Source organism: Streptomyces sp. E-08 (assembly GCF_049913095.1).
Classification (GTDB): Bacteria; Actinomycetota; Actinomycetes; order Streptomycetales; family Streptomycetaceae; genus Streptomyces.
The window spans coordinates 281,105-305,900 of sequence record NZ_CP183971.1 but is presented as its reverse complement, the minus strand read 5'-3'; the positions used below and the strand labels follow the sequence as shown (position 1 = coordinate 305,900).

Sequence of the window (24,796 nt, the reverse complement as noted above, 5' to 3'; positions counted from 1 at the left end):
CCACCGACAGGCCTGCATTCCCCCGAAGCGGGGGGTGTCCCTGGTCCGCCCGGCCGCACCCGGGCATGAGCCCGGGGGAGTCCGGGCAGGCGGACGTCCAGACGGCCCCTGCGGGGCGGCGACGGGACGAGGTGGGGCGTGGCACGCGGCCGAGGACGGCACGACCGGGACGACGGGCTGTTCGCGCGCCTGCGGCGCGACCCCTTCGCCGTCCAGACCGTACGGTCCACCGCGGCGGCCACCCTCAGTTACGTCGTCGCCCTCCGGCTCAGCAGCGAACCGGTCCCGCTCACCGCACCCCTCACCGCGCTCCTCGTCGTCCAGGTCACGCTCTACTCGACCCTCACCACCAGCCTCCGCCGGGTGAACTCGGTCGTCGTCGGCGTCCTCATCGCCATCGCGTTCAGCGTCGTCGTCGGCCTCTCCTGGTGGAGCCTCGCCCTCGTCATCCTCGCCTCGCTGCTCGTCGGCCGGATCGTACGAGTCGAGGAGTTCATCCCCGAGGTCGCCATCAGCGCGATGCTCGTCCTCGGCGTCACCCAGGTCTCCGACACCGCCTGGGACCGCGTCCTGGAGACCCTGATCGGCGCCGTCGTCGGCATGCTGTTCAACCTGTTCCTCGCCCCGCCCGTCTGGGTCGACACCGCCGGCGACTCCATCGAGGACCTCGCCCGGCGGATGCGCCTGCTGCTTCTCGACGTGGCGGACGAGTTCACCGGCTCGCCCCCCGTCGAGCAGGCCGCCGCACGGCTCCACGAGGCCCGCCGCCTCGACAACGACGTCGCCGACGTCGACGGGGCCCTGCGCACCGCCGAGGACAGCCTGCGGTTCAACCCCCGCGTCAAGGAAGGTCTCCTGCACCGGGTGGTGCTGCGCACCGGCCTCGACACCCTGGAGATCTGTGCCGTCGTCCTGCGGGTCCTCGCCCGCACCCTCACCGACCTGGCGAAGCACCGCGCCGGGCACCAGCTGCTGCCCGAGCGGGCCGCCCTCGCCATCCGGGAGACCGCCCAGTACACCGCCGACGCCCTGGTCAGTTTCGCCGTCCTCGTCACCGCGCGGGGCAGCGAGGGCGCCGAGGCCGCGGAGACCCGGCTGGCGGGGGAGCTGCGGGCGGCCAGGGCCTGCCGGGACGCCGCCGCCGACCGGCTGCTCGCCCTCGCCCTCGCCGACCCCGGCAGCTGGCAGCTGTACGGGGCGCTGCTCGCCGAGGTCGACCGGATCCTCGACGAACTCGACCCCGAGCACCGGGGCCGCCGGCTGATGGAGGAGCTGGACCGGCGGGTCCGCGAGAAACACGACCGCCGCCGCCGGCTCACCCTCCGCGACCGGTGGGACACCCGCCGACCCACCCGTGCCGACGCATGACAACCCACCCGGTGCGGGGTACCCGCGTACCGGCGAAGAAAGGAGAACCGTGGGCGCAACGTCTCCTGCCACGGGAGCCGGGAACGGCACGGTGACCACTGCCGTTCCGGCCCGGCTCGACCGGCTTCCCTGGTCCCGCTGGCACTGGATGATCGTCATCGGCCTCGGCACCGTCTGGATCCTCGACGGTCTCGAGGTCACCATCGTCGGCAACATCGCCGGACGGCTGGCCGAGGAGGGCAGCGGCCTCGACATCACCGCGGCCCAGGTGACGGGAGTCGCCGCCGCCCTGTACGTGGCGGGGGCCTGCTCGGGTGCCCTGTTCTTCGGGTGGCTGACCGACCGTCACGGCCGCAAGAAGCTCTTCATGATCACCCTGGCCGTCTATCTGGGCGCCACGGCGATGACGGCCCTCTCCTTCGAAGCCTGGTGGTTCTTCCTCTTCCGCTTCCTCACCGGCTTCGGCATCGGCGGAGAGTACGCGGCCATCAACTCCGCGATCGACGAGCTGATCCCGTCCCTCTACCGCGGACGGGTCGACCTGATCATCAACGGCAGTTACTGGCTGGGCGCCATCGGCGGCGCCCTGCTGTCGATCGTCATGCTGGACACGGACATCTTCCCGCAGGACGTGGGCTGGCGGCTCAGCTTCGCCCTCGGCGTCGTCCTCGGCCTGGTCATCCTGCTGGTGCGCCGGCACGTCCCGGAGAGCCCGCGCTGGCAGTTCATCCACGGATACGGCGAGGAGGCCGAGGAACTGGTCACCTCCGTGGAGCGGGAGATCGAGGCGGAGAAGGGTGCGGAGCTGCCGCCGCCGGCCGGCGAGATCACCATCCACCAGCGCAAGAGCATCGGCTTCGGCACGATCGCGAAGACCGTCTTCGGCCGCTATCCGCGCCGAGCCGTCCTCGGGCTCGCGCTCTTCATCGGGCAGGCCTTCCTCTACAACGCGATCACCTTCGGCTTCGGCACCATCCTCATCACCTTCTTCGACGTTCCCACCGGCAGCACCGGCTACTACTTCGCGGTGATCGCCGCGGGCAACTTCCTGGGGCCGCTGCTGCTCGGGCGACTCTTCGACACCGTCGGCCGCCGGATCATGATCGCGGGCACGTACCTGCTCTCGGGCCTGCTGCTCTTCGGGACGGCCTGGCTCTTCGACCGCGGCTCGCTGTCGGCGACGACGCTGACGGCCTGCTGGTGCGTGGTGCTGTTCTTCGCCTCGGCGGGCGCCTCCAGCGCCTATCTGACCGTCTCCGAGATCTTCCCGATGGAGACCCGCGCCATGGCCATCGCCTTCTTCTACGCGCTGGGCACAGCGGCCGGCGGCATCACCGGCCCGCTGGTCTTCGCCGAGCTGACCGAGTCGGGTGTCGTCGGGGACACGGTCCTGGCCTTCCAGATCGGCGCCGCGCTGATGTGCGCGGCGGGGATCGTGGCGGCCTTCCTGGCGGTCGACGCGGAGCGCCGCTCGCTGGAGGACATCGCCGAGCCGCTCTCGGCGGTACGGGACGGAGAGGACTCGGGCAGGGGTTGAGCGGGCCCGCTCCCCGGACGACGGGTCAGGTCGTGCGTGCGCCGCTGCGGGCCAGCGCGAGGACCCCCAGGACGATCAGTGCGATGCCCGCCAGCTGGGGCAGCAGCCACCAGCCCGACCGTACGTGTTCCTCGTACAGCAGGACGCCGAGGGTGAGGCTCACGGTGGCGTCGCCGAGGGTCAGGGCGGGCTGGGAGGCGACGAGGGGGCCGCCCTGCATGGCGTGTTCGAGCAGCAGGATGGCGGCGATGCCCGCCGCGCAGAAGGCGTAGGTCTGCCAGGCCGTCAGGAAGCCGCCGATGCCGGCGTCGCCGAGGATGTGCATGGACGTCTTCATGAGGGCGGCGGTGAGCGCGTAGCAGATGGCCGTCGCGGCCCCGAGACAACCGGCCCGCGCGCGCCCCGGCGGTCTGCGCAGTCCGACGGCGGCGAGGGCGGCCACGGCGACCGCGCAGGCCACCAGGACCGGTACCCAGCGGTCCAGTTCCACATGGGTGCGGTTGCCGGTGGGCGAGGCGGCCGCGAGCGCCACCCCGAGCCCGGCCACCACCCCGGCCACGGCCGCCCAGAGCTTGGCGGGCAGGCGTTCGCGCGTCAGGAGCGAGGCGATCAGAAGGGCGAGGGGAAGCTCCAGTACGAACAACGGCTGCACCAGGGCCAGCGGTCCGGTCGCGAGCGCCGCCGCCTGTCCGACACCGGCGGCGATGACGGCGAGGATGCCGGCCAGCCACAAGGGTCGGTGCAACAGGTCGAGGATCAGCCCGGGACGAAAGGAGTCGGACTGCGGGACAGTGAGCGCCGCACGCCGCTGGAGCACTGTGGCCAGTGCGTTGCTGAACGCGGCGAACAATGCGAAGAGGACCGGCAGGACGACGCCCATGCACCGATCCTCACCGCGGCGGCGTCCACCCGGAGGACGACACCGGCGTCCGCCCGTACGGAGGACCCGGTCGGGCCAACGGTGGGGGAGTGGCGGCCGGAACGGGCGGCCGGCCGCCGAGACGGGGTCGTGGGCGCACCCGCGACGTGGGATCTCAGGCTTCGCCGCGGTGGGTGAGGTGGTTGGTCGAGCGGCCGGGGACAGTGCCGGCGGTCGGTGGGAGGGGAGGCAAAGCCAAGGCTACGTGAACATCGGAGACAAAGAGCCACTGTAATCAGGGAGTTGTACGGCCGCTGCGTTACGTTGAGGCGGTGACCGACATCGAATCGCGCATCGACACCTCCCGGCCGCACACCGCCCGGATATGGAACTACTGGACCGGAGGCAAGGACAATTACCCGGTCGACCGCGAGACCGGCGACCAGATCAGGGCGTTGCATCCCGGGATCGGGGACTACGCGAAGGCGGACCGGCTGTTTCTGGGGCGGGCGGTGCGGCACCTGGCGCAGCAGGAGGGCATCCGGCAGTTCCTGGACATCGGGACGGGGCTGCCGAGCGCTGACAACACCCACGAGGTCGCCCAGCGTGTCGCCCCCGACGCGCGGGTCGTGTACGTGGACAACGACCCGCTCGTCCTTGCGCACGCCCGCGCCCTCCTGGTCGGGACGCCCGAGGGCCGCACCGACTACCTGGACGCCGACCTGCGGGACGTCGACACGATCCTGACGGCGGCGGAGAAGACGCTCGACCTCTCGCAGCCGGTCGCGCTGATGCTGCTCGGGGTCGTCATCTTCGTCGAGGACGACGAGGAGTCGTACGCGATCGTCCGTCGCCTCATGGACGCGCTCGCCCCCGGCAGCCACCTCGTCCTGTCCCACACGGTCACGCACCCGGACATGGCGGACGTCGACGCGGCGGTGGCGTTCTGGAACGAGCACGGCACGCCGAAGCTCACGCAGCGGACCCCCGACGCCGTCGCCCGCTACTTCGACGGCCTGGAACTGCTCGAACCCGGCGTGGTGTCCTGCTCGGCCTGGCGCGCGGAGAAGCCGACACCGGACGTCGCCATGTACGCCGGCGTCGGCCGCAAGTGACGGCGGGGCGGGGGCGGATACTGCGTCGCCAGATCTGTCGGGGATCATGCCCGCATGGACTTCGACCTCGCCCCACCCACCGGCATCGGCCCGCTGCGGATCGGTATGACGCGGCACGCGGCCGACACGGCGCTGGACTCGCTCCGCGACCCCTCCGCGCTGTCGGACTCGGATCGGCCGGGGCAGCACGTCTTCCGTCCCGGCGGGCTGATGATCAGCATCCACTGCATGCGCGACGCCCTGGAAGCCATCGAGCTGGCAAGGCCGACGTCGTCCCGGACGGACCGAGTGTTGTTCCAGGGCGTGGACGTGTTCGCGCTACCGGCCAGCGAGGTTGTACGGCGCGTCGCCGAGCTGACCCCGATCGCTGAAGATCCCGACGACGATGCTTCGTTCATCGCCCCGGACCTGCTCCTGAGCTTCTGGCGTCCGTTCGCGGCCGACGACGACCCGGAGGACGAGCAGGGCTACTACTTCAGCACGGTCCTGCTGGCACGACCTGGCTACTACGACACCCCTGCTCAGGCTGCGGAGCGCCTCAAGCAGAGCTCGTGACGGGCCGGTCGGGCGGCAGAGTTCTCGACGGGCCGGTCAGGAGGCCGGCAGGCCCACCGGCGCCGCCGGCGGCAACGCCGAGGACGGTCGGTCGGCGATCGGCCGTCAGCCCGGTCGAGGCCTTCACGGGTTCCGGCCGAGGCGCGGGAGAGGCGGCCTCGCGCCCGGAGCCCGCGGGCCGTGCTCAGATGCCGGCTTCGGCGGCGATGCGATCCATCCGTGCCGTGGGCAGCGCCGGGTTGGCCGCGGCGTGGTCGACGACGTCGGGATCCGGATCGGCCAGCAGTCGGTCCAGCAGGGCCGCGCTGACGTGGGGGTGCCGGGCCACTGCCGCACGGAGGTACGTCTCCTCGCTCTCGCCCAGCCGACTCAGCTCAGTAGCGGGCAGCTGGGGGTCCTCCAGCGCGAGGAGGCGTACCCGAGGGTCCGGCTCGTCCACGAGGCCGCGCAGTTCCTGGCGCGGGAAGCCGGGGTGCTCCACGAGCCGGGGCCGGCAGGCGGAGGGATCGCCGTGTTCCCGGATCAGCCGCAGCAAGACCTCCGCCGGGGTGTCGGGCCGGAGGGCGGCGGCGTACCGGACGGACACGTCGGGGTCGTCGTCCAGCCGCTTCCACGCCTCCTCCGGCAGGTCCGCGCTCTCTGCAAGGGTTCGCCGGAACACCGCGTGGGGGCAGTTCAGGTAGGTCAGCCGTTCGGCGAGAGGTGCGTCCCGGAGCCAGGCGGGGCGGTAGGGCGACCAGTGGAGAGCGACCTCGGCATCGATACTGCCGGCTGCGTGCTCGGCCGCCACCCGTGCGAGCAGCCTGTCCCGGTTCTCGGGTGTGGTGTGACGGCTGTAGGCCACCGCGACGCGTACGGAGGCGTCCTCGCTGTCCTGAAGACGGGCCACCATGGCGGCGGTCAGGTACGGGTTGCCGGCGACCGCGTGCAGGACCGACGTGTCCCCGGTCGCAAGGAGCCGGTCGAACTGCGCGGTCGTCAGGGGGAGACGGTCCGCGATGTTGGCCTGGACCGCCGGATCGGCGAGGCAGTGCTCGTGGAACTCGTCAGGGATGCCAGGGTGTTCGGCCCGCGTCGCCGCAGCCCTCACGTCCGGATCCGGATCGTCGAGCAGCATCTCCTGCACGGCGGGGGGCCGGTCGTGCCAGTCCCGTGCGATGGCCGCGCGCACGGAGGGGTCGGGGTCGGCCGCGAGTTCCGCCGGCGGCCGACCGTACGTCTCGACCAGGGCATCGACGCCCAACCCGACCCCGCCCGCCACCATGCTGCGAACGAAGTCCGCACGGGCGTCACGAATCGAGGGGTCGGGATGTTCGGCGATCCGGCGGCGCATGGCTCGGGAGAGCCGGCGCGCAGGCAGACGGATCGCCGCTTCGCCGCGACCGTGGATCAGCAGGGCCTCGACGACCGCGTCCGGCAGCTGCCCCTCGCGCATCGGCAGCCCGTGCCGCCCCGCGGTGTGCGCGGCCAGGCGTACCAACATGCCCGTCGGGGCGGCCGGGTTGCGCGCCAATCCGGACAGCTGCGGCTGCTTGAGATGCACCATGCGCTCACGCTATCCGAGCAGCGGCGAGGGCAACCCCGGTGCCGGCCGCGACGTGAAGCGGTCCGCCGACGCAGTGGGTCGTCACGAACACCGACCGGCGACGACATCCGCCACGCGTTCGTCACCTTCGGCTGCGCCGTCATCGGAAACGCGTATGAAGCGGTCGTACTCGCGTAGCCTCACATCCGGGATCTCAGCACGTCGACCTCACAGCCCGGCGCGAACGGGTCGAAGCCGTGCTCGACCAGCCAGCGAACCGCCAGCAGGCTACGCAGCGACCACCAGGCGTGGATCACGTCGAGGTCGATGTCGGTGCCATAGCCCGCGAGGACGTCGTCGAGGTGCTCCTCGTGTCCGAGTGTGAAGGTCGCGAGGTCGTACAGGGCATCGCCCTGACCCGCCTCGGACCAGTCGATGATGCCGGTGACCTCGTCGCCGTCGACGAAGACGTGCGCGATCTGCAGGTCGCCATGGGTGAACGCCGGAGTCCACGGCCGGAGCGCGGCCTCGGCGACCTGGCGGTTTCGGGTGACCAGCTCGGCGGGCAGGAGGCCGTTCGTCACGAGCGACTCGCACTCGGCGTCGAGTTCCGCCGCCAGCGCGGCGGCCGTCCGGCCGGCGCGGCCGGACCAGGGCGGCAGCGGCGCGTCGTGCAGCTTCCGGATGGCGGCGCCCGCCGCGGCCCACGACGCCGACGCCCCGGTCGACGGCCCGCCGAGGCTCCCGAGCGTCGTCCCTGGGACCGCGGCGATCGCGAGCACGGGCGGCTCGCGCCACAGGACCTTCGGGGTCGGGACCGGCGCGCGGGACATCGCCTCGACCTCGGCGTCGATACGCGCCTGATCGGCGTCCACCTTCAGGAACACGTCCCCGACGCGGAGGGTTGCGCGCTCGGAATGGGCGACGACGACCTTGACCTCATCCATGGGCGACCACTATTCCGGAGATGATCGCCGACGGCGCCGGACTTTTCCTTAGGTGCGGTTGACGCGGATCGCCTTTGGGGTGGCAGCGGCAGCAAGGCGGGCAAGCCGATCAGCGGAAGTGGTCCACAGTGCGACGGGGTTCTGCTCATGCCGTCTCGCGGTGGAGGCGGTCCAGGACGGCGAGTTCCTCCTTCGACAGGCGCAGGGAGCCGGCGGCCACGTTCTGGGCGAGGTGGCCGAGGTCGCCGGTGCCGGGGATGGCCAGGACGTGAGGGCCCTGGTGGAGTGTCCACGCCAGCCGGATCTGCGCTGCGCTCACCCCGCGGGCGCGGGCGACGGCGTGCACCTCCGCACTCTGGTCGGTGGTCGCGCCGGCGGTACGTCCGGTGCCGGCGATCGAGTAGAACGGCACGAACGCGATGCGTTGGTCACCGCAGAGGTGCAGGAACTCCTGCTGCTCGGGGGATGCGCCGAGGCCGTACATGTTCTGGACACAGACCACCGGTGCGATGGTCTGGGCCTCGGCGACGTGGTGGCGGTGGACGTTGGACAGGCCCAGGTGACGGATGAGTCCGGCCTCACGCAGTTCGGCCAGCGCGCCGAAGCGTTCGGCGATCGAGTCGGTGCCGACGATGCGCAGGTTCACCACGTCGAGGTGGTCGCGGCCGAGCTGGCGGAGGTTCTCCTCGACCTGGCCGCGCAGCTGCTCGGGGGTGGCGTGCGGCAGCCACCGGCCCGAGGGGTCGCGGCCCGGTCCGACCTTGGTGGTGATCACGAGGTCGTCCGGGTAGGGGGCCAGCGCCTGGTTGATCAGCTCATTGGCGGAACGCAGCGATGAGAAGTAGAACGCAGCGGTGTCGATGTGGTTCACGCCGAGCTCGACCACCCGGCGCAGCATACTGATCGCCTGGTCGCGGTCGCGGGGGACGGCATCGGCCGTCAACGCCTCGCCGTGCTGCGGCAGGCGCATCGCGCCGAAACCGATCCGGTTGACCGTCATGTCGCCGAGATTCCAGGTGCCCGATGCCGCCGCGGTGATCGTCTGTGAAGTCATGGCGGGATGATCTCCGCACGGTAGATTGGCCGCCAGTGATTCACACATACCTGAATCCATCGAGGGTGGTTGTCCTGGCAGAGCTGGCGTTCTCGACGAGTGATCTGGCGCAGGTGCGGTTCGCCGTCTCCCCGATGTGGGAGGTCGCACCCAGTTACCGGCTGCTGAGGTCCGGCACCACGCATCCGGTCCACCGGCCCTGGGCCGACCAGGTGCGCCCGCGTATGGTGGCCGCCGGGCTGGACCGGGGCTGGCTCTGCGAGCTGATCCCGCTCACCGGCGGCTACGTCCCCGACTTCCTCAACCCGGCCCCCGCCGGACCGGCCCCCACCGTGGCGGCGGAGCGGGACGCGATCCGGGCCTCGCCCGCCCACCGGGTGCGCCAGGACCTCGACCACCTGGCCCGCCATCAGGGGAACCTCGGCCCCCGGCTGCGGACCCTGCGCAACGACCCACAGGGCCTCCTGGCCAAGGTCACGGAAGAGCTCGAAACGTACTGGGAGCTGGCACTCGCCCCCTACTGGGCACGCATCCGGGCAGTCCTGGACGCAGACGTCCTCTACCGGGCCCGCATGGCTGCCGAGCACGGTGCCGGACACCTCCTCAACGACCTGCACACGTCCCTGAGCTGGGACGGCAGCGCGCTCCGGATGGCCCGCCGAAAGCAGCCGTTGACCCGTACGACGGCAGGAACAGGACTGCTGCTGATCCCCTCGGCCTTCACCGGACCGGGAGTGCGTACCCGGACAACGCTGCCGGACCCACCTCAACTCGCCTATCCGGCGCGCGGTATCGGTACGCTGTGGAAGCCGCGCTCCGCAACCCGGGCCGACTCTCTCTCCGCCGTACTGGGTCGCTCGCGGACCCTGCTGCTGACCGAGCTGGAGATGCCGGCCTCCACCACGCAGCTGGCCCACCGCACCGGACTCTCCACCGCAGGGGTATCCCAGTACCTCACGGCGCTGCGCAACGCGGGCCTGGTCAGTGCCCACCGCGCCGGCCGCTCCGTCCTCTACGCCCGCACCACCGCAGCCGAAACCCTCCTCGGAGCGGCCTCCGCCTGACCTCACGTCCCCCCCCCGAAGACGCTCAGGTCCCCCATGGTTCCGGCCCTGGCGAGGGTCACTTCCTCCGGCGTGGTGTCCCGTGCAGGGCGTCCAGCACCAGGTCCAGCAGCAGTTCGGGCTGCCCGGGCTGATCGCTGTGTGCCGTGGACAGCGCGATCCCGATGACGAGTTGGAGGAGGTCGTCGGCGGTCAGGTCGGCCCGAGCCGTACCGTCTTTCTGCGCTCGGGCGAGCAGGCCGGCCGCCATGTCCAGGATGCGTCGATGGCAGTCGAAGTCCAACTCACCGGCTGATTCCATCAGCAGCGCGCTGCCCATGCCCTGGTTCACGCGGGCATGGGTGAGGAAGGCTCGAAGCCATTGCTCCAGGGCGTCGTCGGCGTCCTCCGAGGCGAGCAGCCTCTCCGCGTGCGCACGCAGTGTCTCGATCCGGTCGGCGAGGACCGCGGTCAAAAGCGCCGTGCGGTGGGGGAAGTGGCGGTACAAGGTGCCGGGGCCCACCCCCGCCCGGCGGGCGATCTCGTTGAGGGACGCGCCGGGCCCGGCTTCGGCGAACACCTCTCGCGCCGCCGCCACCAGGCGTTCCCGGTTGAGGCGGGCGTCCGTGCGCTGCGGAGGCTCGGCCGAGGTGAGTCCAGGCCTGTTCGTCATCGTCCCGCCCTTCGGTCGGCTCCCGGGATGGCAAACCGGAGAGGTTCTCCGTATTCTAGCCGACAGGTAACCGGAGAACCTCTCCGGATAGCTGTCTGAGGAGTACGAATGACTGACGACGCGCGGACCGGCCTCGGCCGGGTCGGCATCTGGACCTTCGCCTACGAGGGACAACCCGCCGGACGCGTACGGGAATCGGCCGCAGAGCTGGAGGAGTTGGGCTACGGAGCCATCTGGCACGGTGAGGCGTTCGGCCGCGACACGGTGGGCCAGGCGTGGTTACTGCTGTCCGCGACACGCCGGATCACCGTCGCGTCCGGGATCGCCAACATCGCCTTCCGGGACCCGATCGCCACGGCCAACGCGACACGCACACTCGGTGAGGCGTTCCCCGGACGCTACCTGCTCGGCCTGGGTGGGCATCGGGTCGACGACACGGTGCACGAGGTGGACGGCTATCCCGTCCCGGCCCGGGGCAAGGCGCTCACCACGATGCGCGCCTACCTCGAAGCCATGGACACCACCCCCGCCCACGGGCCCGTACCGGACCCGGCCCCTCGTCGCGTACTGGCCGCCCTCGGACCGAAGATGCTCGCGCTGGCCGCCGAACTCACCTGGGGCGCGCACCCCTACTTCGTGCCGGTCGAGCACACCTCGCTGGCCCGGACGATCATGGGCCCGGATGCCTTCCTCGGGGTCGAACAGGCCGTCGTCCTGGACACCGACCTCGGCCGGGCCCGGGAGGTGGCCGCGGCACACGTCGCCGGATACGTCGAGATGGCGCCGCACCAGCGGGCGAACGTCCGAAGGCTCGGCTTCGGCGACGAGGACGTCACGGGCGGCCCGAGCCGCAGACTGGTGGACGCGATCGTCGCGTACGGCGACACGGAGGCCATCCGCCGCCGCGTGCAGGACCACCTCGACGCGGGAGCCGACCACGTCTGCCTGCAGGTGCTGAGTGCCGATCCGACAGCGCTGCCGGAGCGGGAGTGGCGTGAACTCGCCTCCGCTCTCGTCGCGCCTTCTCCGTAGCTGAATCCACGCTGACCGAGGGACAGTCGGCCTCAGGGCAAGGACCAGTCACCGGTCACCGAGCTCGCAGAGTGAGCGGAGTGGTCGGAGTGAAAGGTGGGGAAACTGGATCCACGCATACTGACGACCAGGACGTCGACGCATACTGACGAACATGACGTCGACGATCCCGCCCGAGCCGAAACGCGCGGCCTTCACGGTGGCCGGGCGGCGCCTGTCCTTTCTCGACTTCGGTGGATCGGGCCGTCCTCTGCTCGCCCTGCACGGGCACTTCGGAGAAGGCCGCACCTTCGCGCCACTGGCTCGGGAGCTGGGGGACTCCTGGCGGATCATCGCGCTCGACCAGCGCGGACACGGCCTCTCCGACCGTGCTCCAGACTTCTCCCGCACCGGCTATGTCGAGGACGCCGCAGCGGTGTTGGAACATCTGGGGATCCCCGGCGCGGTCGTACTCGGCCACTCCCTCGGAGGCGTCAACGCCTACCAGCTCGCCGCGCGGGTTCCCGGGCTCGTGGATGCACTGATCGTCGAGGACATCGGCGCCGAGGTCGACGGCGACCTGTCCTTCGGCCTGTCCTGGCCGCGTCGGACGCAGACTCGGGCCGAGCTGTTGGAGCAGCTCGGCCCGTCGGCGCGCCATCTCATGGAGGCCATACGTGAGTACCCCGACGGATGGGGCCTGGCGTTCGATCCCGAGGACATGAACGCCTCGCAGCAGCACCTCGACGGAGACCACTGGAACGACTGGCTCGCCGGCGACTGCCCGGCCCTGCTCATCCGCGGCAGCCGCAGCGCGGTACTCAGTGCGGAGCACGCGAAGGACATGGCGGCACGGCGCCCCCGTACCCGGCTCGTAGAACTCCCGGCCGGACACACCGTGCACGAGACCGTCCCCGTCGAGTTCGCCGCCGCCGTGAGCGCATTCCTCGGCGCGCTCTGAAGCCACCGAGGGGCGCTTGGCGCCGGCAGTACCCGACCGTCCGCGACGGCGCGCCGGTGGGGAGAGCCCCGGGCGCGCCGCCGGTAACCGCTACCTGTAACGGAGCCGGACGACGGCACCGCCTGTCGCCCCATGGGCATCAGCGTTGCCGTCCATCGTGCCGGAGCCGAAGCCGATGTTCTCGTAGTGCCACAGGAGGTTCTTCCAGGTGACCGGCCCGACGACGCCGTCCGCGCCCAGGCCCGCGTGGGACTGGAAGGCACGGACCGCGGCATCGGTCCCGGGCCCGAAGGCGCCGTCGACCGCGAGGCCGGACCCCCGCTTGGCATCGAGCAGCGACACTATGCGTACGAGACGTCTCATGGCTGCCTCCTCACGGTTGCCGCCCCATGGTTGGCGCCTCACTTTCCGGACTGGAGGGCGCCCCAGGTGCCGGAGCCGACGATGCCGTCCGCGTCCAGTCCGCGTGAGGACTGGTAGTCGCGCACGGCCTGATCAGTGCCCGCCCCGAAGACGCTGTCGACGGACACGGTCCGGCCGAGGGCGGCGGTCAGGGCGCGCTGAAGCCGGGCGACGGACTCTCCCGTCGAGCCGTTCTGGACGGTCGGGGTCGATCCGTGGGACAGCAGGGCGGTCCAGGTCTTCGGCCCGATCACACCGTCCGCGGTGAGTCCCCTGCTGTTCTGGAACTGACCGGTGGCCGCGGTCGTCGAGGGACCGAAGGCCCCGTCAGCGGCCCCCGGGTCGTATCCGGCCGCCGTCAGCAGGCACTGCGCCGCGGCGACCTGCTCGCCGGTCGAGCCGCTCTGGACGGTGGGGTACGCGGTGAAGGCGAGGTCCGTTCCCGAACAGCTGGACGGCTGCGTGCCGGCGGCCACGTCCAGGTAGTCGCGGTCGATGGTGATCGAGTAGCCGCCGTAGGACTCCTTGACCTCACCCGCGTACTGGTGGATCCGCTGGTGTGCGGCCCAAGAGGTGGACGGCACGTAGGAACCGGTGTTGACGTCGGCGGCGCCGTTCCACCATCCGTAGAAGATGTGGTCGACCCGCGTGTAGGCGCTGTTGCCGTACGCGCCGGCGGCGTCCTTGATGCCGGAGGAGGCGCTGGAGTAGAAGCCGGACAGATAACCGCCGCTGTGCAGCCGCTCGGTCCAGCCGGACAGGTACGACAACACGGCCGCCTTGCAGGAGGCCGTGGAGGCGTAGGACTCGATGTCGCTGTAGATCGCGCTGCCCGCGGGGATCCCGAGACCGGTCGCGGCGGTGATGGCCGTGGCGGCCGCGCTGACGCCCTGGGACTTGGCCGTGGCGGGGTCGGCGGACATCCTCTGCGAGAAGGTGGTGCACGGGGCCTGACGGCCGACGTCGAGGGGGATCAGCCGCCATCCGTTACCGGTCTGGTGCGTCACCCAGCTCGCGGTCAGATTCGGCTGCGCGCAGGCGCGGAAGGAGCCGCTGATGTAGACGCCGACCGCCCTGTACGGCGAACCGGCCCGCCAGGCGTCCATGGCGGCCTGGGAGGGCGCCGTGCAGGTGTCGAAGCCCTTGCCCAGGTAGCTTCCCGGCTGCGGCCCCGACGCGGCCGACCGGGTGGCGTCGGGCTGCTGCCGCAGAGGTGCCAGCTCGGTGCGCTCGGCGCCCGCGGTCAGTTCGGCCGAGCCGAGTGAGGCGCGCACCAGGCTCTCGGTCTCCGGGGTGTGGACCGCGGTGACCAGCACACCGGCATCCTCGACCGCGACCTGGATCGTGTCGCTGCTGGACTTCGCGGTCGGCGCGGACGCCTTTCCGCGCAGGGCCCGCGCGGTCGCCGCCGTCGTACGCGCGGCGGAGCCGGCCGTGATCGGCTCGACCACGATGCCGGCCGTGCGGCCGACGATGTGTGCGGGGCAGTCGTTCTCTTCGCCGGGCTCGCCCAGGAAGACGGCGGGGGTGTCGAAGCGGAGGCAGGCGCGTGGGTTCGCGGTCAGATCGACGACCCGCCAGTCGGCCGGCACCTCGATGCGGTAGCCGTGATAGCTGACGACCTGCCGGCCCGTCGAGGGCGGGGAGCCGGCCGCGGCGAAGCCGGGCGCGGTGGCCGCGCCGATACCGGCGAGCACCGCCAGTGCGGCCGTCCCGGCGCGGGCCGACCAGGTGAAGCGTGACGACATCAGAGCACTCCTACTCGGGTGCGGGAGAGAGGGAGAGGGGGAGGGGAGAAGAGGGAAGGGGGGAGCGGCAGTCCTGCTTCGTACGGACTTGAGGCCCCCGGGGGTCGGAGCATGCGGCCCAGGTGCCGCGCGGGCGGCGCGCACCGGCCCCCGGTAGAGTCCTCCGTCGGGCGTACTCGACGTTCAGACGCCGCAGTTGGGCGCGGACCAGGAGCGTGCGGAGCGTCCGTCGACGTGGGTGTGGTCGTTGTGGTCGGGGTAGCCGGGGCCGAAGATCCCGCCGAAGCCGTGGCTCCGAGCCTGCTGGGCGAGGCGGCAGAGCGACGGACTGCCGACCAGATCGGCGGCGTCACCGTACAGGTGCCGGCTGTTCGAGGCGCCGCCCACCGCGCTGTTGCAGGAGTGTGAGCGGAACCCGCTGGTCACGGTGAGCGGAACGTCGCCCATGGCATGCCGCATGGCCTCCAGCTTCCACATGGTGCGCAGGCCGTTGGCCTTGGCCGTCGCCGCGCTGACCGCGCCACCGGACCAGTCGGAGTTGCACTTGTTCAGCTCGGCGTAGGTGAAGTGGGCGGGGGTGCAGTCCGGGTCCTGGAGGGCGTAGATCTTTCCGAACGTCTGTGAACCCGCGATGCCGTCGGCAGGCAGGCCGTACGCCTGCTGAAAACGGGTCACCGCGGCCTTCGTGGCCGGGCCGAAGGCACCGTCGACGGCCATGACCTCGCCGTACGCCGCGTGCCCCGCGACCCGGATCTGGAGCTCCGTCACGTCGGATCCCGACATCCCCTCCGACAGGGTGCGGCCCCAGGTGTAGCACTCGTCGGCCTGGGCCGGTCCGGCCGTCGCCAGCATCCCACCCGTCAGGGCTCCTATGGCCATGGCCAAAGTGAGGGCGAGTGGGATCATGCGTCGCAGCATCGCGTCTCCGTCCTGAGTTCTGATTCCCCATCAGGGGCCGAGCCGAGTGTGACGGCCGGGAACGGTGCGTGTCCACATCGTCACCATCTGCCACAGGATCAGACCATCGGAACAACTGCCCGCCGAGCAAGGGCACGGCGATGGCGATCCCGGGCATCGCGCTGCGGCCCGATGGTTTGTGGGGCCCTGCTGCCGACGGGCTTGGAGAGCCCGCCGATCACGCGCTCGGCCGTTGCCGGGGGGCCCGCGTACGAAGGTTCACATGGCCTGTGGTGGCGGTGACCGCCATGTCCGGTCCGTCATCCGCGAGCCCGCCGACCGCGTCCGCCTCCTACGACACGCGGCCCACACGGCGGCAGACCGTCGCCGAGCCGGCCGTGGTGGGGCCTCGGCGTGGGGCCTGGCGGCGCTCGCTCAAGCGTCAGGGCCGGAGTCCTCGGGCGACTGGCCGCCTCGGGAGTGCGGCGGTCGGTACGTCTTTCCGGGAGGCAGATCGCCCCCTACGTCGCGACGGTAGTTCTCTTGGGCCTGAGGGCTGGCCTGACGGCCGCCGAGGTCCACCAGCGCGCCCTTCACCTGGTGCTGCGCGCGCTTCGAATCCTCGCCCGCAGGAGGCTCGGGGGACTCCCCGCCGTCCTCGGCGCCCTCGGCGACCCCCTGCTCCCCGCTCTGACGGACGGCACTGGCGGCCGCCACGACGGCAAGGACTGTGCCGCCGACGGCAAGGATCCTCGGCCCGTTCCTCTTGACGAAGCCCTTCACCTTCTCGACGACGGGAACAGCTCGGCCGTCCTCGGGGGCGGCCTGGTCCTTGGGGTCGGGGTCAGATTCGATGGAGGTATTCACCCGCACAGACCTACCGGACATGCTCCTCACTTGTCAGGTGATCGCATGACATCGGCAGTCGAGGGGCGACTCCGGACGCCTGGCCCGTACCGAGGTAGGTGTGCGCCTCCAGAGCTGGTCGTCGGGGTCGGAAACCTGCCAGAGATCGGCGCCCGTTCCTGCTGGACTACTGGTCACACCCTGCACGCGATGCCCCCCTCAGGACGGGATTCATGTCCACAGCAACCGCCCCTTCTGTCCCCTCTCCCGCACCGCCGGACCGCTCGCCCGTGGTTTCCTGGCTGGCCGTCATCTCGGTGATGCTGGGCATCTTCTCCATCGTCACCACCGAGATCCTGCCGATCGGCCTACTGACCTCCATCGGGTCGAGTTTCACCGTCTCGGACGGAAGGGCCGGTCTCATGATGACCATGCCAGGATTCCTGGCCGCGCTCTCGGCACCCCTGGTCACGGTGGCCACGGGGCGCGTCGACCGCAGGGTCATGCTGGGTGCGTTCATCCTCGTGCTGGCCCTGGCCAACTTCCTGGCCGCCGGCGCGTCGAGCTACTGGCTGGTCCTGGCCTCCCGCGTCCTGGTGGGGGTCACCATCGGCGGCTTCTGGTCCATCGGGGCCGGGCTCGCCCGCCAGTTGGTGCCCGCCGAGTCCGTGGGCCGCGCGACCTCGGTGATCTTCTCCGCGGTACCGCTCGGCTCCGTACTCGGGGTACCGCTGGGCACGTTCATCGGTGACCTCGCCGGCTGGCGCACCGCGTTCCTCGTCATGGGCGGCTTCACCCTGGCCGTCCTCACCCTGCTCCTCCTGGTCGTTCCACCGCTCCCTGCTCAACAGGCGACGCGACTCGATCTGCTCGGAGGCATGTTCCGGAGCGTCCACACGCGCTTCGCCCTGGTGATGACCTTCCTCGTCGTGCTCGCTCACTTCGGCACGTACACGTACGTCACTCCGTTCCTGGAGCAGGTGACCCAGGTGAGTTCGGGGCTCGTCACTGTCTATCTGCTCCTCTACGGCGCAGCCGGAATCGCCGGCAACTTCCTCGGTGGATCCACGGTGGGGCGATATCCGCGGGCCACGTTCGCCGCGGCTGCCGCGTTGATCGCCGGTGCGACGCTCCTTCTGCCGGTCCTCGGCGGGTCGGAGGGAGGAGCGGTGGCACTGCTGGTCGTCTGGGGCGTCGCGTACGGAGCCGTACCGGTCTGTTCACAGACCTGGTTCGCCAAGGCGTCGCCGGATTCTCCCGAGGCGTCCTCGGTCCTCTTCACCGCCTCCTTCCAGGCCACCATCTCCATCGGGGCCCTGGTCGGAGGCGCCGTCCTCGACCGCTCCTCGCCCTCGACGGTCATGGTGCTGGGCGGAACGGCGGCCGTCCTGATGGTGCTGGTGGCCGGGGCCCACCGGGCGGGGAGGTTCCCCTGGCCCAAGGCGGCATAGCCGCTGCTGCGGGCCCCGCCCGCCACGCCACTCCGCCTGTGGCGTCGCCACTGCGGCTCAGCCGGCCGTGGTCGAGCGAGGTGACGTCGGCAGGTCCGAACGGATGCCGCCTCTGGTCGGTGTTCTGGAAGACAAGGGGACCCGGGTGCGCGGTACCGACGGAGGAATCCGCGGTCAGCGCGTTCCGACCGTCGCCGTCGCCGTCGTCGACAAGCGGAGCCGACCGCCGGCCGGATCGGCGGCGGCTGGGCCAGGGGCGAGCATCCGCGCGTACCCAGGTGCCGTCCGCCTCCCAGCGAGCGAAGCGCGGCTGTCGGGTCAGTAGCGAAGGCGAGCCTCGGACCCGTCGATGCGCAGCATGCAGTTCTTGAAGACCTGCAACGGAGGCTGTCGGCCGTCGGCCGGAGCCAGCGTGAGTTCCAGGTCCTGCAGCGGCTTGATCACGCCGAGAGTGCGAGACCCATCCGGGTCCGGGCCCTTGAGGGCGGCCCGTGCCTCGAACAACGCCCTCACGCCCTCCCAGCCCGGCCCCGGGGTGAAACGCGCCAGGAAGCACGGCTGATCGCAGCCGTACTCTCTGAGCTCACCGACCAGAACGTCCCCGAGCCAGAGCCGCCACTGCGTCATCAGGTCCCCCCCGTAGCCCTCCACCGCCCAGTCGATTTCACATCCTCGCAGAGCACCGTTGCCCGCACCCTGGGGGCGACCGCTGAGAGCGGCGCTTCGTCGAAGGCGTGCTGGGGCCGGAAGCAGCGGTCAGGGGATACGAACGGTGGCGCAGGTGGAGGTCGTGGCCTGGAGCAGCGTGGCAGTGACGGCGACGCCGGTCAGGTGCTCGGCGAGGGCGAACGCAGCTGGTGAGGAAATTCCGTCTCGGGATCGTCAGTCCCTGTCCAGGGGCCGGCGACCGCGTCAGGGGTGGGTCAGTTCCAGGACCGCGATGCCCGTCACCACCAGGGCGCCGGCCGTGATGCGGCGGCGCCCGAAGGGCTCGCGGAACATCACCAGACCGATCAGCGTGGCGAAGATGATGCTGGTTTCGCGCAGGGCCGCGATCGTGGCCAGGTTGCCTCGGTTCTGCGCCCACACCACGAGTCCGTACGCCAGCAGGGACAGCACGCCTCCGATCAGGCCACGCCGGAGCACCGGCCTGAGCCGGGCGGTCAGGGAGCGGCCGCGAAGCGCCCACGCGAGCAGCGGCAGGACCGGACCCTGACACAGGAAGAGCCAGGCGACATAACCGGTGACCGCCGTCGGGGACTGCCGCACTCCGCTGCCGTCGACGAGTGTGTAGGAGGCGATCATCACTCCGGTGCCCAGGGCTGCGGCCAGCGCCGGCAGCTGTGCGCGACCGGGCAGGCCGTCGGCGAACGCCAGGCTGACGAGGCCGAGGGAGATCACCAGCACGCCGACAGTCTCCAGCGCGGACAGCGGCTGGCCGAGCGCGGTGGCGGAGACCAGCGCCACGAGCAAGGGCGAGGTGCCGCGGGCGATCGGGTACATCTGGCCGAAGTCGCCGAGTCGGTACGCCTGCAGGAGCAGCGCCTGGTAGGCGACCTGCAGGGCGGCCGAGGTGGCGAGGAACGGCCAGGCCCTCGCGTCCGGCAGAGGGGTGAAGCACGCCACGACGGCGGCGCACCCGGTCGTGGCGAGGTTCATCAGCACGAAGACCGCAAGCCGGTCCTCGGCTCCGTGGGCCAGCGCGTTCCACACCGCGTGCAGCAGCGCCGCGGCGAGCACCACCACGGGCACGGCAGCCGCGCCGGTCAGCGGCGACATGGCCAAGGACATCGACGTCCTCCTCATCCTCGTGGAATGTGATTCCGCGATACTATGTCGTCATGGAATCTCATTCCGCGTCGGGTCCGCAGCTCGCGGCACACATCCGCGCTCATCTGCCGCAACTGCGTGACGCCGAGGCCCGCGTCGCCCAGGTCGTCCTCGACAAGGGCGCCGAGCTGGTGCATCTCAGCGTCAGTGACGTCGCCGTCCTCGCCGGGACCGCGCCGTCGTCCGTCGTCCGCGCCTGCCAGCGACTGGGCTTCCGCGGATACCAGGAAGTGAAGATCGCGGCGGCCCGACAGGCCCCGAATCCCCATCCCTCCCACGATCCGGACCCCGCGGCCCGAGCGCTCGGCGACACCGTGCGGGCCGCGAAGGAAGCCCTGGACGGGCTGGCCTCCACCCTCTCCCTGGATGAACTGCGCACCGCGGCCAGGACTCTCCACCAGGCGCCGCGCGTTCTCGTCGTGGGGGCGGGCCTGTCCGGCGCCGTGGCCGCGGATGCCGCCTATCGACTGCGCGCCCTGGGCTGCGCCGTCGACGCGCCGTCCGACGCGATCACCGCACAGCTCTCCGCCGGCCTGCTGCCCGGGTCCGGCGCCTGCCTGGCCATCAGCCACACCGGCGCCACCCGCAGCACGGTCGAGGCCGCCCGCCGGGCCCGTGCGGCAGGGGCCGACGTCGTCGCCCTGACCAGCTACGCCAACTCCCCGCTGAGCAACACCAGCACCTGCACGCTGGTCGCGGGTGGTCAGGACCTCATTTTCGGGCTCGAGACCGTCGCGTCCCGACTGGCCCATCTCGCCGTCGTCGACGCCCTGACCCAGACCCTGATGACCCTGCGCGGCGCCGACGCCGAGAAGGCCCTGGACCTGTCGGCCGACGTCACCGCCGACCACACGTACTGACCCGGACGCCCGCAGCGGTGGCCGGTCCCGTCCGCACCTCTCGCAGGAGAGCCGGCCCGCCGCTTCCAGAAGAGCCGTCCCGCCGCTTCCATGAGCGGCGGGCCTTTCCGGTGTCGTTCCGATGCTCCAACCGCTCAGGTCGGCCGGTGCCTGAACGACGCGCCGCCCTCGGACCCGCGCCTTCTCCCGCAATATTGCGGATTCCTGTCCTGCCCGTGTCGGCGCGTATCGCGGCCTTGTCGTTCCCGTGAAGGGGCAGTCGGCAAATCCGGCATGAGGGGCCGAACTCGTACGTGTGGCACGTGACATGTGCGCGGCGGAATGCGAACGTCCCTGCTCAGCAAGGCAATCCACCTTGCAGCGGTGGGCGGTGATCCCGCCCCACTCCCCACGAACCTGCGGAGAAAGCACATGTTCTCGCTTCCCCCCGTCGGCGGCAGGGCCCGTCGTCTCGCCCTCACGTCCGGCGCCGCCGTCCTCACCGGCAGCCTGCTCGCCGCCGGCGTCACCACAGCGTCGGCGGGCGCGGCTCCCGCGCCCCACGGCGACACCTCCGTCGCGGCCACCGCCCAGTCGCTCGGCCTCGACGCCAAGGAGAAGCTGGTCGTCAAGGACACCGTCAAGGACGCCGACGGCACGGTCCACACCCGCTACGAGCGCACCTACGCCGGTCTTCCGGTTCTCGGCGGCGACCTCGTCGTCCACCGTGCCGCCGACGGCGCGGTCAAGGACGTCACCAAGGCGGTGAGGACCGGCGTCAGGGTCGCCTCGCTCACCCCGAAGCTGACCCCGACCGACGCCAGGTCCGCCGCGTTCAAGGCCGCCAAGGCCGCGAGGACCACGGGTGCCGCCACCGACGACGCCCCCCGGAAGGTCATCTGGGCCGTCGGCGGCAAGGCCGTCCTCGCGTACGAGACCGTCGTCAGCGGCACCCGGGACGACGGTGCCACCCCGAGTCTGCTGCGTGTCGTCACCGACGCGGACACCGGCAAGAAGCTGTACGAGCAGCAGCTGATCAACGACATAGCCGGCGGCATCACGCCCCGGGCGGAACAGGGAGCCGCCAAGCCGGGCAGCCCCCAGGCCGGCGCCGCCGGTACCGGCGTGAGCCAGTACAGCGGCACCGTAGCGCTCGACACCACCGAGTCCTCGAAGGGCTTCACCCTCGTCGACAGCGTGCGCGGCGGCTCCAGCACCGTCGACCTGCAGCACCGCACGAGCGGCAAGGGAACGGTCTTCACCGACGCGGACAACGCGTGGGGCAACGGCACCGCCGCCGACAACCAGACCGCCGCCGTGGACGCCGCCTACGGTGCCGCGCAGACCTGGGACTTCTACAAGAACGTCCTGCACCGCAACGGCATCAAGAACGACGGCCGGGCCCCCGTCTCCCGGGTCCACTACGGCAAGGCCTACCAGAACGCCTACTGGGACGACCAGTCCTTCACCATCACCTACGGCGACGGCGCCGCGAACCAGCACCCGCTGACCCAGCTCGACGTGGCCGGCCACGAGTTCAGCCACGGCGTCACCTCCGCCACCGCGAACCTGCAGTACTCCGGCGAGTCCGGCGGCCTGAACGAAGCCACCTCGGACATCTTCGGCACCGCGGTGGAATGGAACGCGAACAACGCCCAGGACAAGGGCGACTACGTGCTCGGCGAGAAGATCGACATCTTCGGCAGCGGCAAGCCGCTGCGCTACCAGGACCGGCCGAGCAAGGACGGCCGCGGTTCGGCCGACTACTGGAGCGCCGGTGTCGGCGACCTCGACGTGCACTACTCCTCCGGTGTCGCCAACCACTTCTTCTACCTGCTGTCCGAGGGCAGCGGCGCGAAGGACATCAACGGCGTGCACTACGACAGCCCGACCGTGGACGGCTCCACGGTCACCGGCATCGGCCGCGACAAGGCGGTGCAGGTCTGGTACAAGGCGCTGACCACGTACTTCACCTCCACGACCGACTACCACGGTGCCCGCGTGGGCACCCTGAAGGCGGCCGCCGACCTCTACGGCGCGAACAGCGCCGAGGTCGAGGCCGTGGACGCCGCCTGGGCGGGGGTGAACGTCAAGGCCTGACGCCCGCGGCGGTGAGCGAGGGTGCGCAAGGGGCGGTGTCCGGGGTGCCGGGCACCGCCCCTTGCGCGTGCCCGCCGGGCGTCGCCCCGTGCGCGTGCCCGCCCGGCGTCGCCGTTCACGCAGTCTCCCCACGCGCCCCCGCCCGGCCTCGCCTTTCGCGCAGTCCCCCCCCACACGCCCCCGCCCCCGTCGCACCGGTGGAGAACCGGTGCGACGGGGGCGGGAGTCGGGTCGAGTCGTGATGCTGCCGGGGAGGCCGCGAGGCTACTTCTGCCAGCCCACCGTCTCCGGCAGCGGGGTGCCGAAGATGGTGGCGCCCACGTTGGCCAGGCCCTTCTTTACGCCGTAGATGGACGGGCCGCTGAACAGGGGCAGGTATCCGTACTGCGCCAGGGCCTTGCGCTCGACGGCGTTGGCCCGGTCGGTCTGCTCGGCCGGGTCGGAGATCGCGGAGACGGCGTGGATCTCCTTGTCGAGCTCGGGGCCGCCGATCCCCACGATGTTGGAGCCGCTGTCGGAGCAGTAGAACTCGCACAGGTAGCGGGCGCCGAACGGGTCGGGCGAGCGGTTGCCGACCAGGAAGATGTCGAAGCTGCGCTCCGTGAGGATCTTGGCGAAGTCGGACTCGCTGGAGGTCTTGAGCTCCACCTGGATGCCGACCGGCTTGAGCATCTGCACGAGGGCGCCGGCGGTGGCCTTCTCCAGCGGGTCGCCACCGCGCAGGGTGTACGTGACGGTCAGCTTCTTGCCGTCCTTCTCGCGGATGCCGTCGGCACCCGGCTTCCAGCCGGCCGCGTCCAGGGTCTTCCTGGCGCTCTCCGGGTCGTGCTTGATCACGGCGCCGACGTTGTCGGCGTACCCCTTCTGGAAGCTGAAGAGCAGCAGGGACCCGGGCAGGGGTTCGCTGTAGTCGCCCAGGCCCTGGAACTGGATCCTGGCGATCTGGGTCCGGTCGATGCTCTCCAGGAGTGCCTTGCGCACCTGGACGTCCTGCAGAGCGGGCGACTTGGCGTTGACGTAGAAGGAGTACGCGAACGGGCTCCCGCCCTGGCGTATCTCGGTGCCCTGGACGCCGGAGAGGCGCTTCAGGCCCTCGGCATCACCGGCGGAGGTGTAGTCGACCTGGCCGTTCTTGAAGGCGTTGGCCGCGGCGTCCGACTCCAGGTTGACGTAGACGCGCTTGTCCAGCTTGCCCTTCTTCCCCCACCACTTGGGGTTGCGTACGAAGGTGAGGTCGCCGGCCTTGGCGTCGTACGTGCCGACGGTGTACGGCCCGGCGCCCCACTCGGGGTGGACCTTCTTGACGTAGGCGTCGTTGTAGCCGGTGAGGGTGGCGGCCTTGGGGTGCAGGAACGTGATGAACAGGCTCGACCACCAGGGAGCGGTGCCCTTGAAGTCGATGACGGCCTGCTTGTCGTCCTTGCCGCGGGTGACCGAGGTGATGTGGCTGAAGCCCTCGGTGTCGGTCGCGATGAACTTCTTGTCCGTGCCGTTGTTCGCCTGCCAGGTCGCCTTGACGGCCTTCCAGTCGATCGGGGTGCCGTCGTTGTAGGTGGCCTTCGGGTTGAGGGTGAGCACCACGCGCTGGTTGCCGCCCGTGACGCTGACCTTCACGTCGCTCAGGTAGTCCGGGTTGTACTGGGCCTCACCGGTGGGGGAGTAGGTGATGACGTCAGGGTTGTACCAGAACCAGACGCGCTTGGCGGTGAGGGTGGCGTTGGCGTTGAACGGGTTGCCCTGGTCGTCGATGGTGCCGGCGGTGGTGTAGGTGCCGCCGTCCTTCACGTTGTCGTAGGGCTGCGGGTTGTAGTCGACCTTCGCCGAGGCCGCGGCGGGGGTCGCCCCCTTCCCGGGGGCCTTGCCGGACTCCGTGGAGCCGGAACCGGAGGCGCTGCACGCCGTGGCGGCGAGCGCGAGGGCCGCGGTGAGCGCGGCGGTGGGGAGGGCGATTCTCGATCGCATGGCGGGGTGGATCCTCATTCCTTCATGGGGGGGTGCGGCGGCACCATGGGGTTGCGGTGCCGCCGGATGGCGC

General features: G+C 71.0%; 23 protein-coding genes. 10 read left to right on the top strand and 13 right to left on the bottom strand.

The features are described from left to right. Positions 1-138 precede the first annotated feature (138 nt). Positions 139-1,368 carry an FUSC family protein gene (locus ACN9MM_RS01510; protein ID WP_426361913.1) on the top strand — a complete coding sequence of 410 codons (1,230 nt, stop codon included), beginning with the start codon at positions 139-141 and terminating at the stop codon, positions 1,366-1,368. Positions 1,369-1,459: 91 nt separating this feature from the next. Beyond that, positions 1,460-2,905 carry an MFS transporter gene (locus ACN9MM_RS01505; RefSeq protein ID WP_426361912.1) on the top strand — a complete coding sequence of 482 codons (1,446 nt, stop codon included), beginning with the start codon at positions 1,460-1,462 and terminating at the stop codon, positions 2,903-2,905. A gap of 25 nt (positions 2,906-2,930) precedes the next feature. On the opposite strand, the gene ACN9MM_RS01500 is transcribed toward ACN9MM_RS01505, so the two are convergent. Next, entirely contained in the window at positions 2,931-3,785 is an 855-nt protein-coding gene (locus ACN9MM_RS01500) for a DMT family transporter (RefSeq protein WP_426361911.1), read from the bottom strand. 311 nt (positions 3,786-4,096) lie between these two features. Between ACN9MM_RS01500 and ACN9MM_RS01495 the strand changes: the two genes are divergently transcribed. After that, positions 4,097-4,879 (top strand): SAM-dependent methyltransferase, encoded by a 783-nt coding sequence (locus ACN9MM_RS01495; RefSeq protein ID WP_426361910.1) that lies wholly within the window; start codon positions 4,097-4,099, stop codon positions 4,877-4,879. A 54-nt stretch (positions 4,880-4,933) separates the two neighbouring features. After that, a complete protein-coding gene (locus ACN9MM_RS01490; RefSeq protein ID WP_426361909.1) occupies positions 4,934-5,434 on the top strand; it encodes a hypothetical protein in 501 nt (166 codons plus the stop codon). 184 nt (positions 5,435-5,618) lie between these two features. Here ACN9MM_RS01490 and ACN9MM_RS01485 read toward each other — a convergent pair whose 3' ends face one another. The 3 genes from ACN9MM_RS01485 to ACN9MM_RS01475 all read right to left on the bottom strand — a co-directional run bounded on the left by ACN9MM_RS01485 (position 5,619) and on the right by ACN9MM_RS01475 (position 8,960). Continuing rightward, the gene (locus ACN9MM_RS01485; RefSeq protein ID WP_426361908.1) at positions 5,619-6,980 is read right to left on the bottom strand and encodes a hypothetical protein; all 1,362 of its coding nucleotides are present in this window, start codon (positions 6,978-6,980) and stop codon (positions 5,619-5,621) included. A 179-nt stretch (positions 6,981-7,159) separates the two neighbouring features. After that, positions 7,160-7,906, bottom strand: a complete 747-nt coding sequence (locus tag ACN9MM_RS01480) for a phosphotransferase family protein (RefSeq protein ID WP_426361907.1) — start codon at positions 7,904-7,906, stop codon at positions 7,160-7,162. Positions 7,907-8,051: 145 nt separating this feature from the next. After that, the gene (locus ACN9MM_RS01475) at positions 8,052-8,960 is read right to left on the bottom strand and encodes an oxidoreductase (RefSeq protein WP_426361906.1); all 909 of its coding nucleotides are present in this window, start codon (positions 8,958-8,960) and stop codon (positions 8,052-8,054) included. 65 nt (positions 8,961-9,025) lie between these two features. On the opposite strand from ACN9MM_RS01475, the gene ACN9MM_RS01470 reads away from it, so the two are divergent. Further along, the gene (locus tag ACN9MM_RS01470) at positions 9,026-10,024 is read left to right on the top strand and encodes a DUF5937 family protein (protein WP_426361905.1); all 999 of its coding nucleotides are present in this window, start codon (positions 9,026-9,028) and stop codon (positions 10,022-10,024) included. A gap of 58 nt (positions 10,025-10,082) precedes the next feature. On the opposite strand, the gene ACN9MM_RS01465 is transcribed toward ACN9MM_RS01470, so the two are convergent. After that, positions 10,083-10,676 carry a TetR/AcrR family transcriptional regulator gene (locus ACN9MM_RS01465; RefSeq protein ID WP_426361904.1) on the bottom strand — a complete coding sequence of 198 codons (594 nt, stop codon included), beginning with the start codon at positions 10,674-10,676 and terminating at the stop codon, positions 10,083-10,085. Positions 10,677-10,784: 108 nt separating this feature from the next. On the opposite strand from ACN9MM_RS01465, the gene ACN9MM_RS01460 reads away from it, so the two are divergent. Beyond that, positions 10,785-11,708 (top strand): TIGR03620 family F420-dependent LLM class oxidoreductase, encoded by a 924-nt coding sequence (locus tag ACN9MM_RS01460; RefSeq protein ID WP_426361903.1) that lies wholly within the window; start codon positions 10,785-10,787, stop codon positions 11,706-11,708. Positions 11,709-11,862: 154 nt separating this feature from the next. Continuing rightward, positions 11,863-12,648 (top strand): alpha/beta fold hydrolase, encoded by a 786-nt coding sequence (locus ACN9MM_RS01455; RefSeq protein ID WP_426361902.1) that lies wholly within the window; start codon positions 11,863-11,865, stop codon positions 12,646-12,648. A 90-nt stretch (positions 12,649-12,738) separates the two neighbouring features. Here ACN9MM_RS01455 and ACN9MM_RS01450 read toward each other — a convergent pair whose 3' ends face one another. The 4 genes from ACN9MM_RS01450 to ACN9MM_RS01435 all read right to left on the bottom strand — a co-directional run bounded on the left by ACN9MM_RS01450 (position 12,739) and on the right by ACN9MM_RS01435 (position 16,592). Continuing rightward, complete coding sequence (locus ACN9MM_RS01450) at positions 12,739-13,011, bottom strand: peptidoglycan-binding domain-containing protein (RefSeq protein WP_426361901.1); 273 nt, start codon at positions 13,009-13,011, stop codon at positions 12,739-12,741. Between the two features lie 38 nt (positions 13,012-13,049). Further along, the gene (locus ACN9MM_RS01445) at positions 13,050-14,798 is read right to left on the bottom strand and encodes a glycoside hydrolase domain-containing protein (RefSeq protein ID WP_426361900.1); all 1,749 of its coding nucleotides are present in this window, start codon (positions 14,796-14,798) and stop codon (positions 13,050-13,052) included. Positions 14,799-14,981: 183 nt separating this feature from the next. Then, positions 14,982-15,716, bottom strand: coding sequence for a D-Ala-D-Ala carboxypeptidase family metallohydrolase (locus tag ACN9MM_RS01440; RefSeq protein WP_426361899.1), 735 nt, complete (start codon positions 15,714-15,716; stop codon positions 14,982-14,984). Positions 15,717-16,130: 414 nt separating this feature from the next. Next, positions 16,131-16,592, bottom strand: coding sequence for a hypothetical protein (locus ACN9MM_RS01435; RefSeq protein WP_426361898.1), 462 nt, complete (start codon positions 16,590-16,592; stop codon positions 16,131-16,133). Positions 16,593-16,774: 182 nt separating this feature from the next. Between ACN9MM_RS01435 and ACN9MM_RS01430 the strand changes: the two genes are divergently transcribed. Then, on the top strand, positions 16,775-17,992 hold the full coding sequence (locus tag ACN9MM_RS01430; RefSeq protein ID WP_426361897.1) for an MFS transporter: 1,218 nt from the start codon (positions 16,775-16,777) through the stop codon (positions 17,990-17,992). A gap of 318 nt (positions 17,993-18,310) precedes the next feature. Here the strand turns inward: ACN9MM_RS01430 and ACN9MM_RS01425 are convergent, their stop codons facing one another. The 3 genes from ACN9MM_RS01425 to ACN9MM_RS01415 form a co-directional block, all read right to left on the bottom strand. Further along, positions 18,311-18,619, bottom strand: coding sequence for a hypothetical protein (locus tag ACN9MM_RS01425; RefSeq protein WP_426361896.1), 309 nt, complete (start codon positions 18,617-18,619; stop codon positions 18,311-18,313). A gap of 129 nt (positions 18,620-18,748) precedes the next feature. Next, positions 18,749-18,823: a hypothetical protein gene (locus tag ACN9MM_RS01420; protein WP_426368629.1), complete on the bottom strand. Its 75-nt coding sequence runs from the start codon at positions 18,821-18,823 to the stop codon at positions 18,749-18,751. A gap of 81 nt (positions 18,824-18,904) precedes the next feature. Beyond that, positions 18,905-19,771, bottom strand: coding sequence for an EamA family transporter (locus ACN9MM_RS01415; protein ID WP_426368628.1), 867 nt, complete (start codon positions 19,769-19,771; stop codon positions 18,905-18,907). A gap of 62 nt (positions 19,772-19,833) precedes the next feature. Between ACN9MM_RS01415 and ACN9MM_RS01410 the strand changes: the two genes are divergently transcribed. Beyond that, positions 19,834-20,682, top strand: a complete 849-nt coding sequence (locus tag ACN9MM_RS01410) for a MurR/RpiR family transcriptional regulator (RefSeq protein WP_426361895.1) — start codon at positions 19,834-19,836, stop codon at positions 20,680-20,682. 411 nt (positions 20,683-21,093) lie between these two features. Continuing rightward, positions 21,094-22,761 carry a M4 family metallopeptidase gene (locus ACN9MM_RS01405; RefSeq protein ID WP_426361894.1) on the top strand — a complete coding sequence of 556 codons (1,668 nt, stop codon included), beginning with the start codon at positions 21,094-21,096 and terminating at the stop codon, positions 22,759-22,761. Between the two features lie 264 nt (positions 22,762-23,025). On the opposite strand, the gene ACN9MM_RS01400 is transcribed toward ACN9MM_RS01405, so the two are convergent. Beyond that, a complete protein-coding gene (locus ACN9MM_RS01400) occupies positions 23,026-24,723 on the bottom strand; it encodes an ABC transporter family substrate-binding protein (protein ID WP_426361893.1) in 1,698 nt (565 codons plus the stop codon). Positions 24,724-24,796 lie beyond the last annotated feature (73 nt).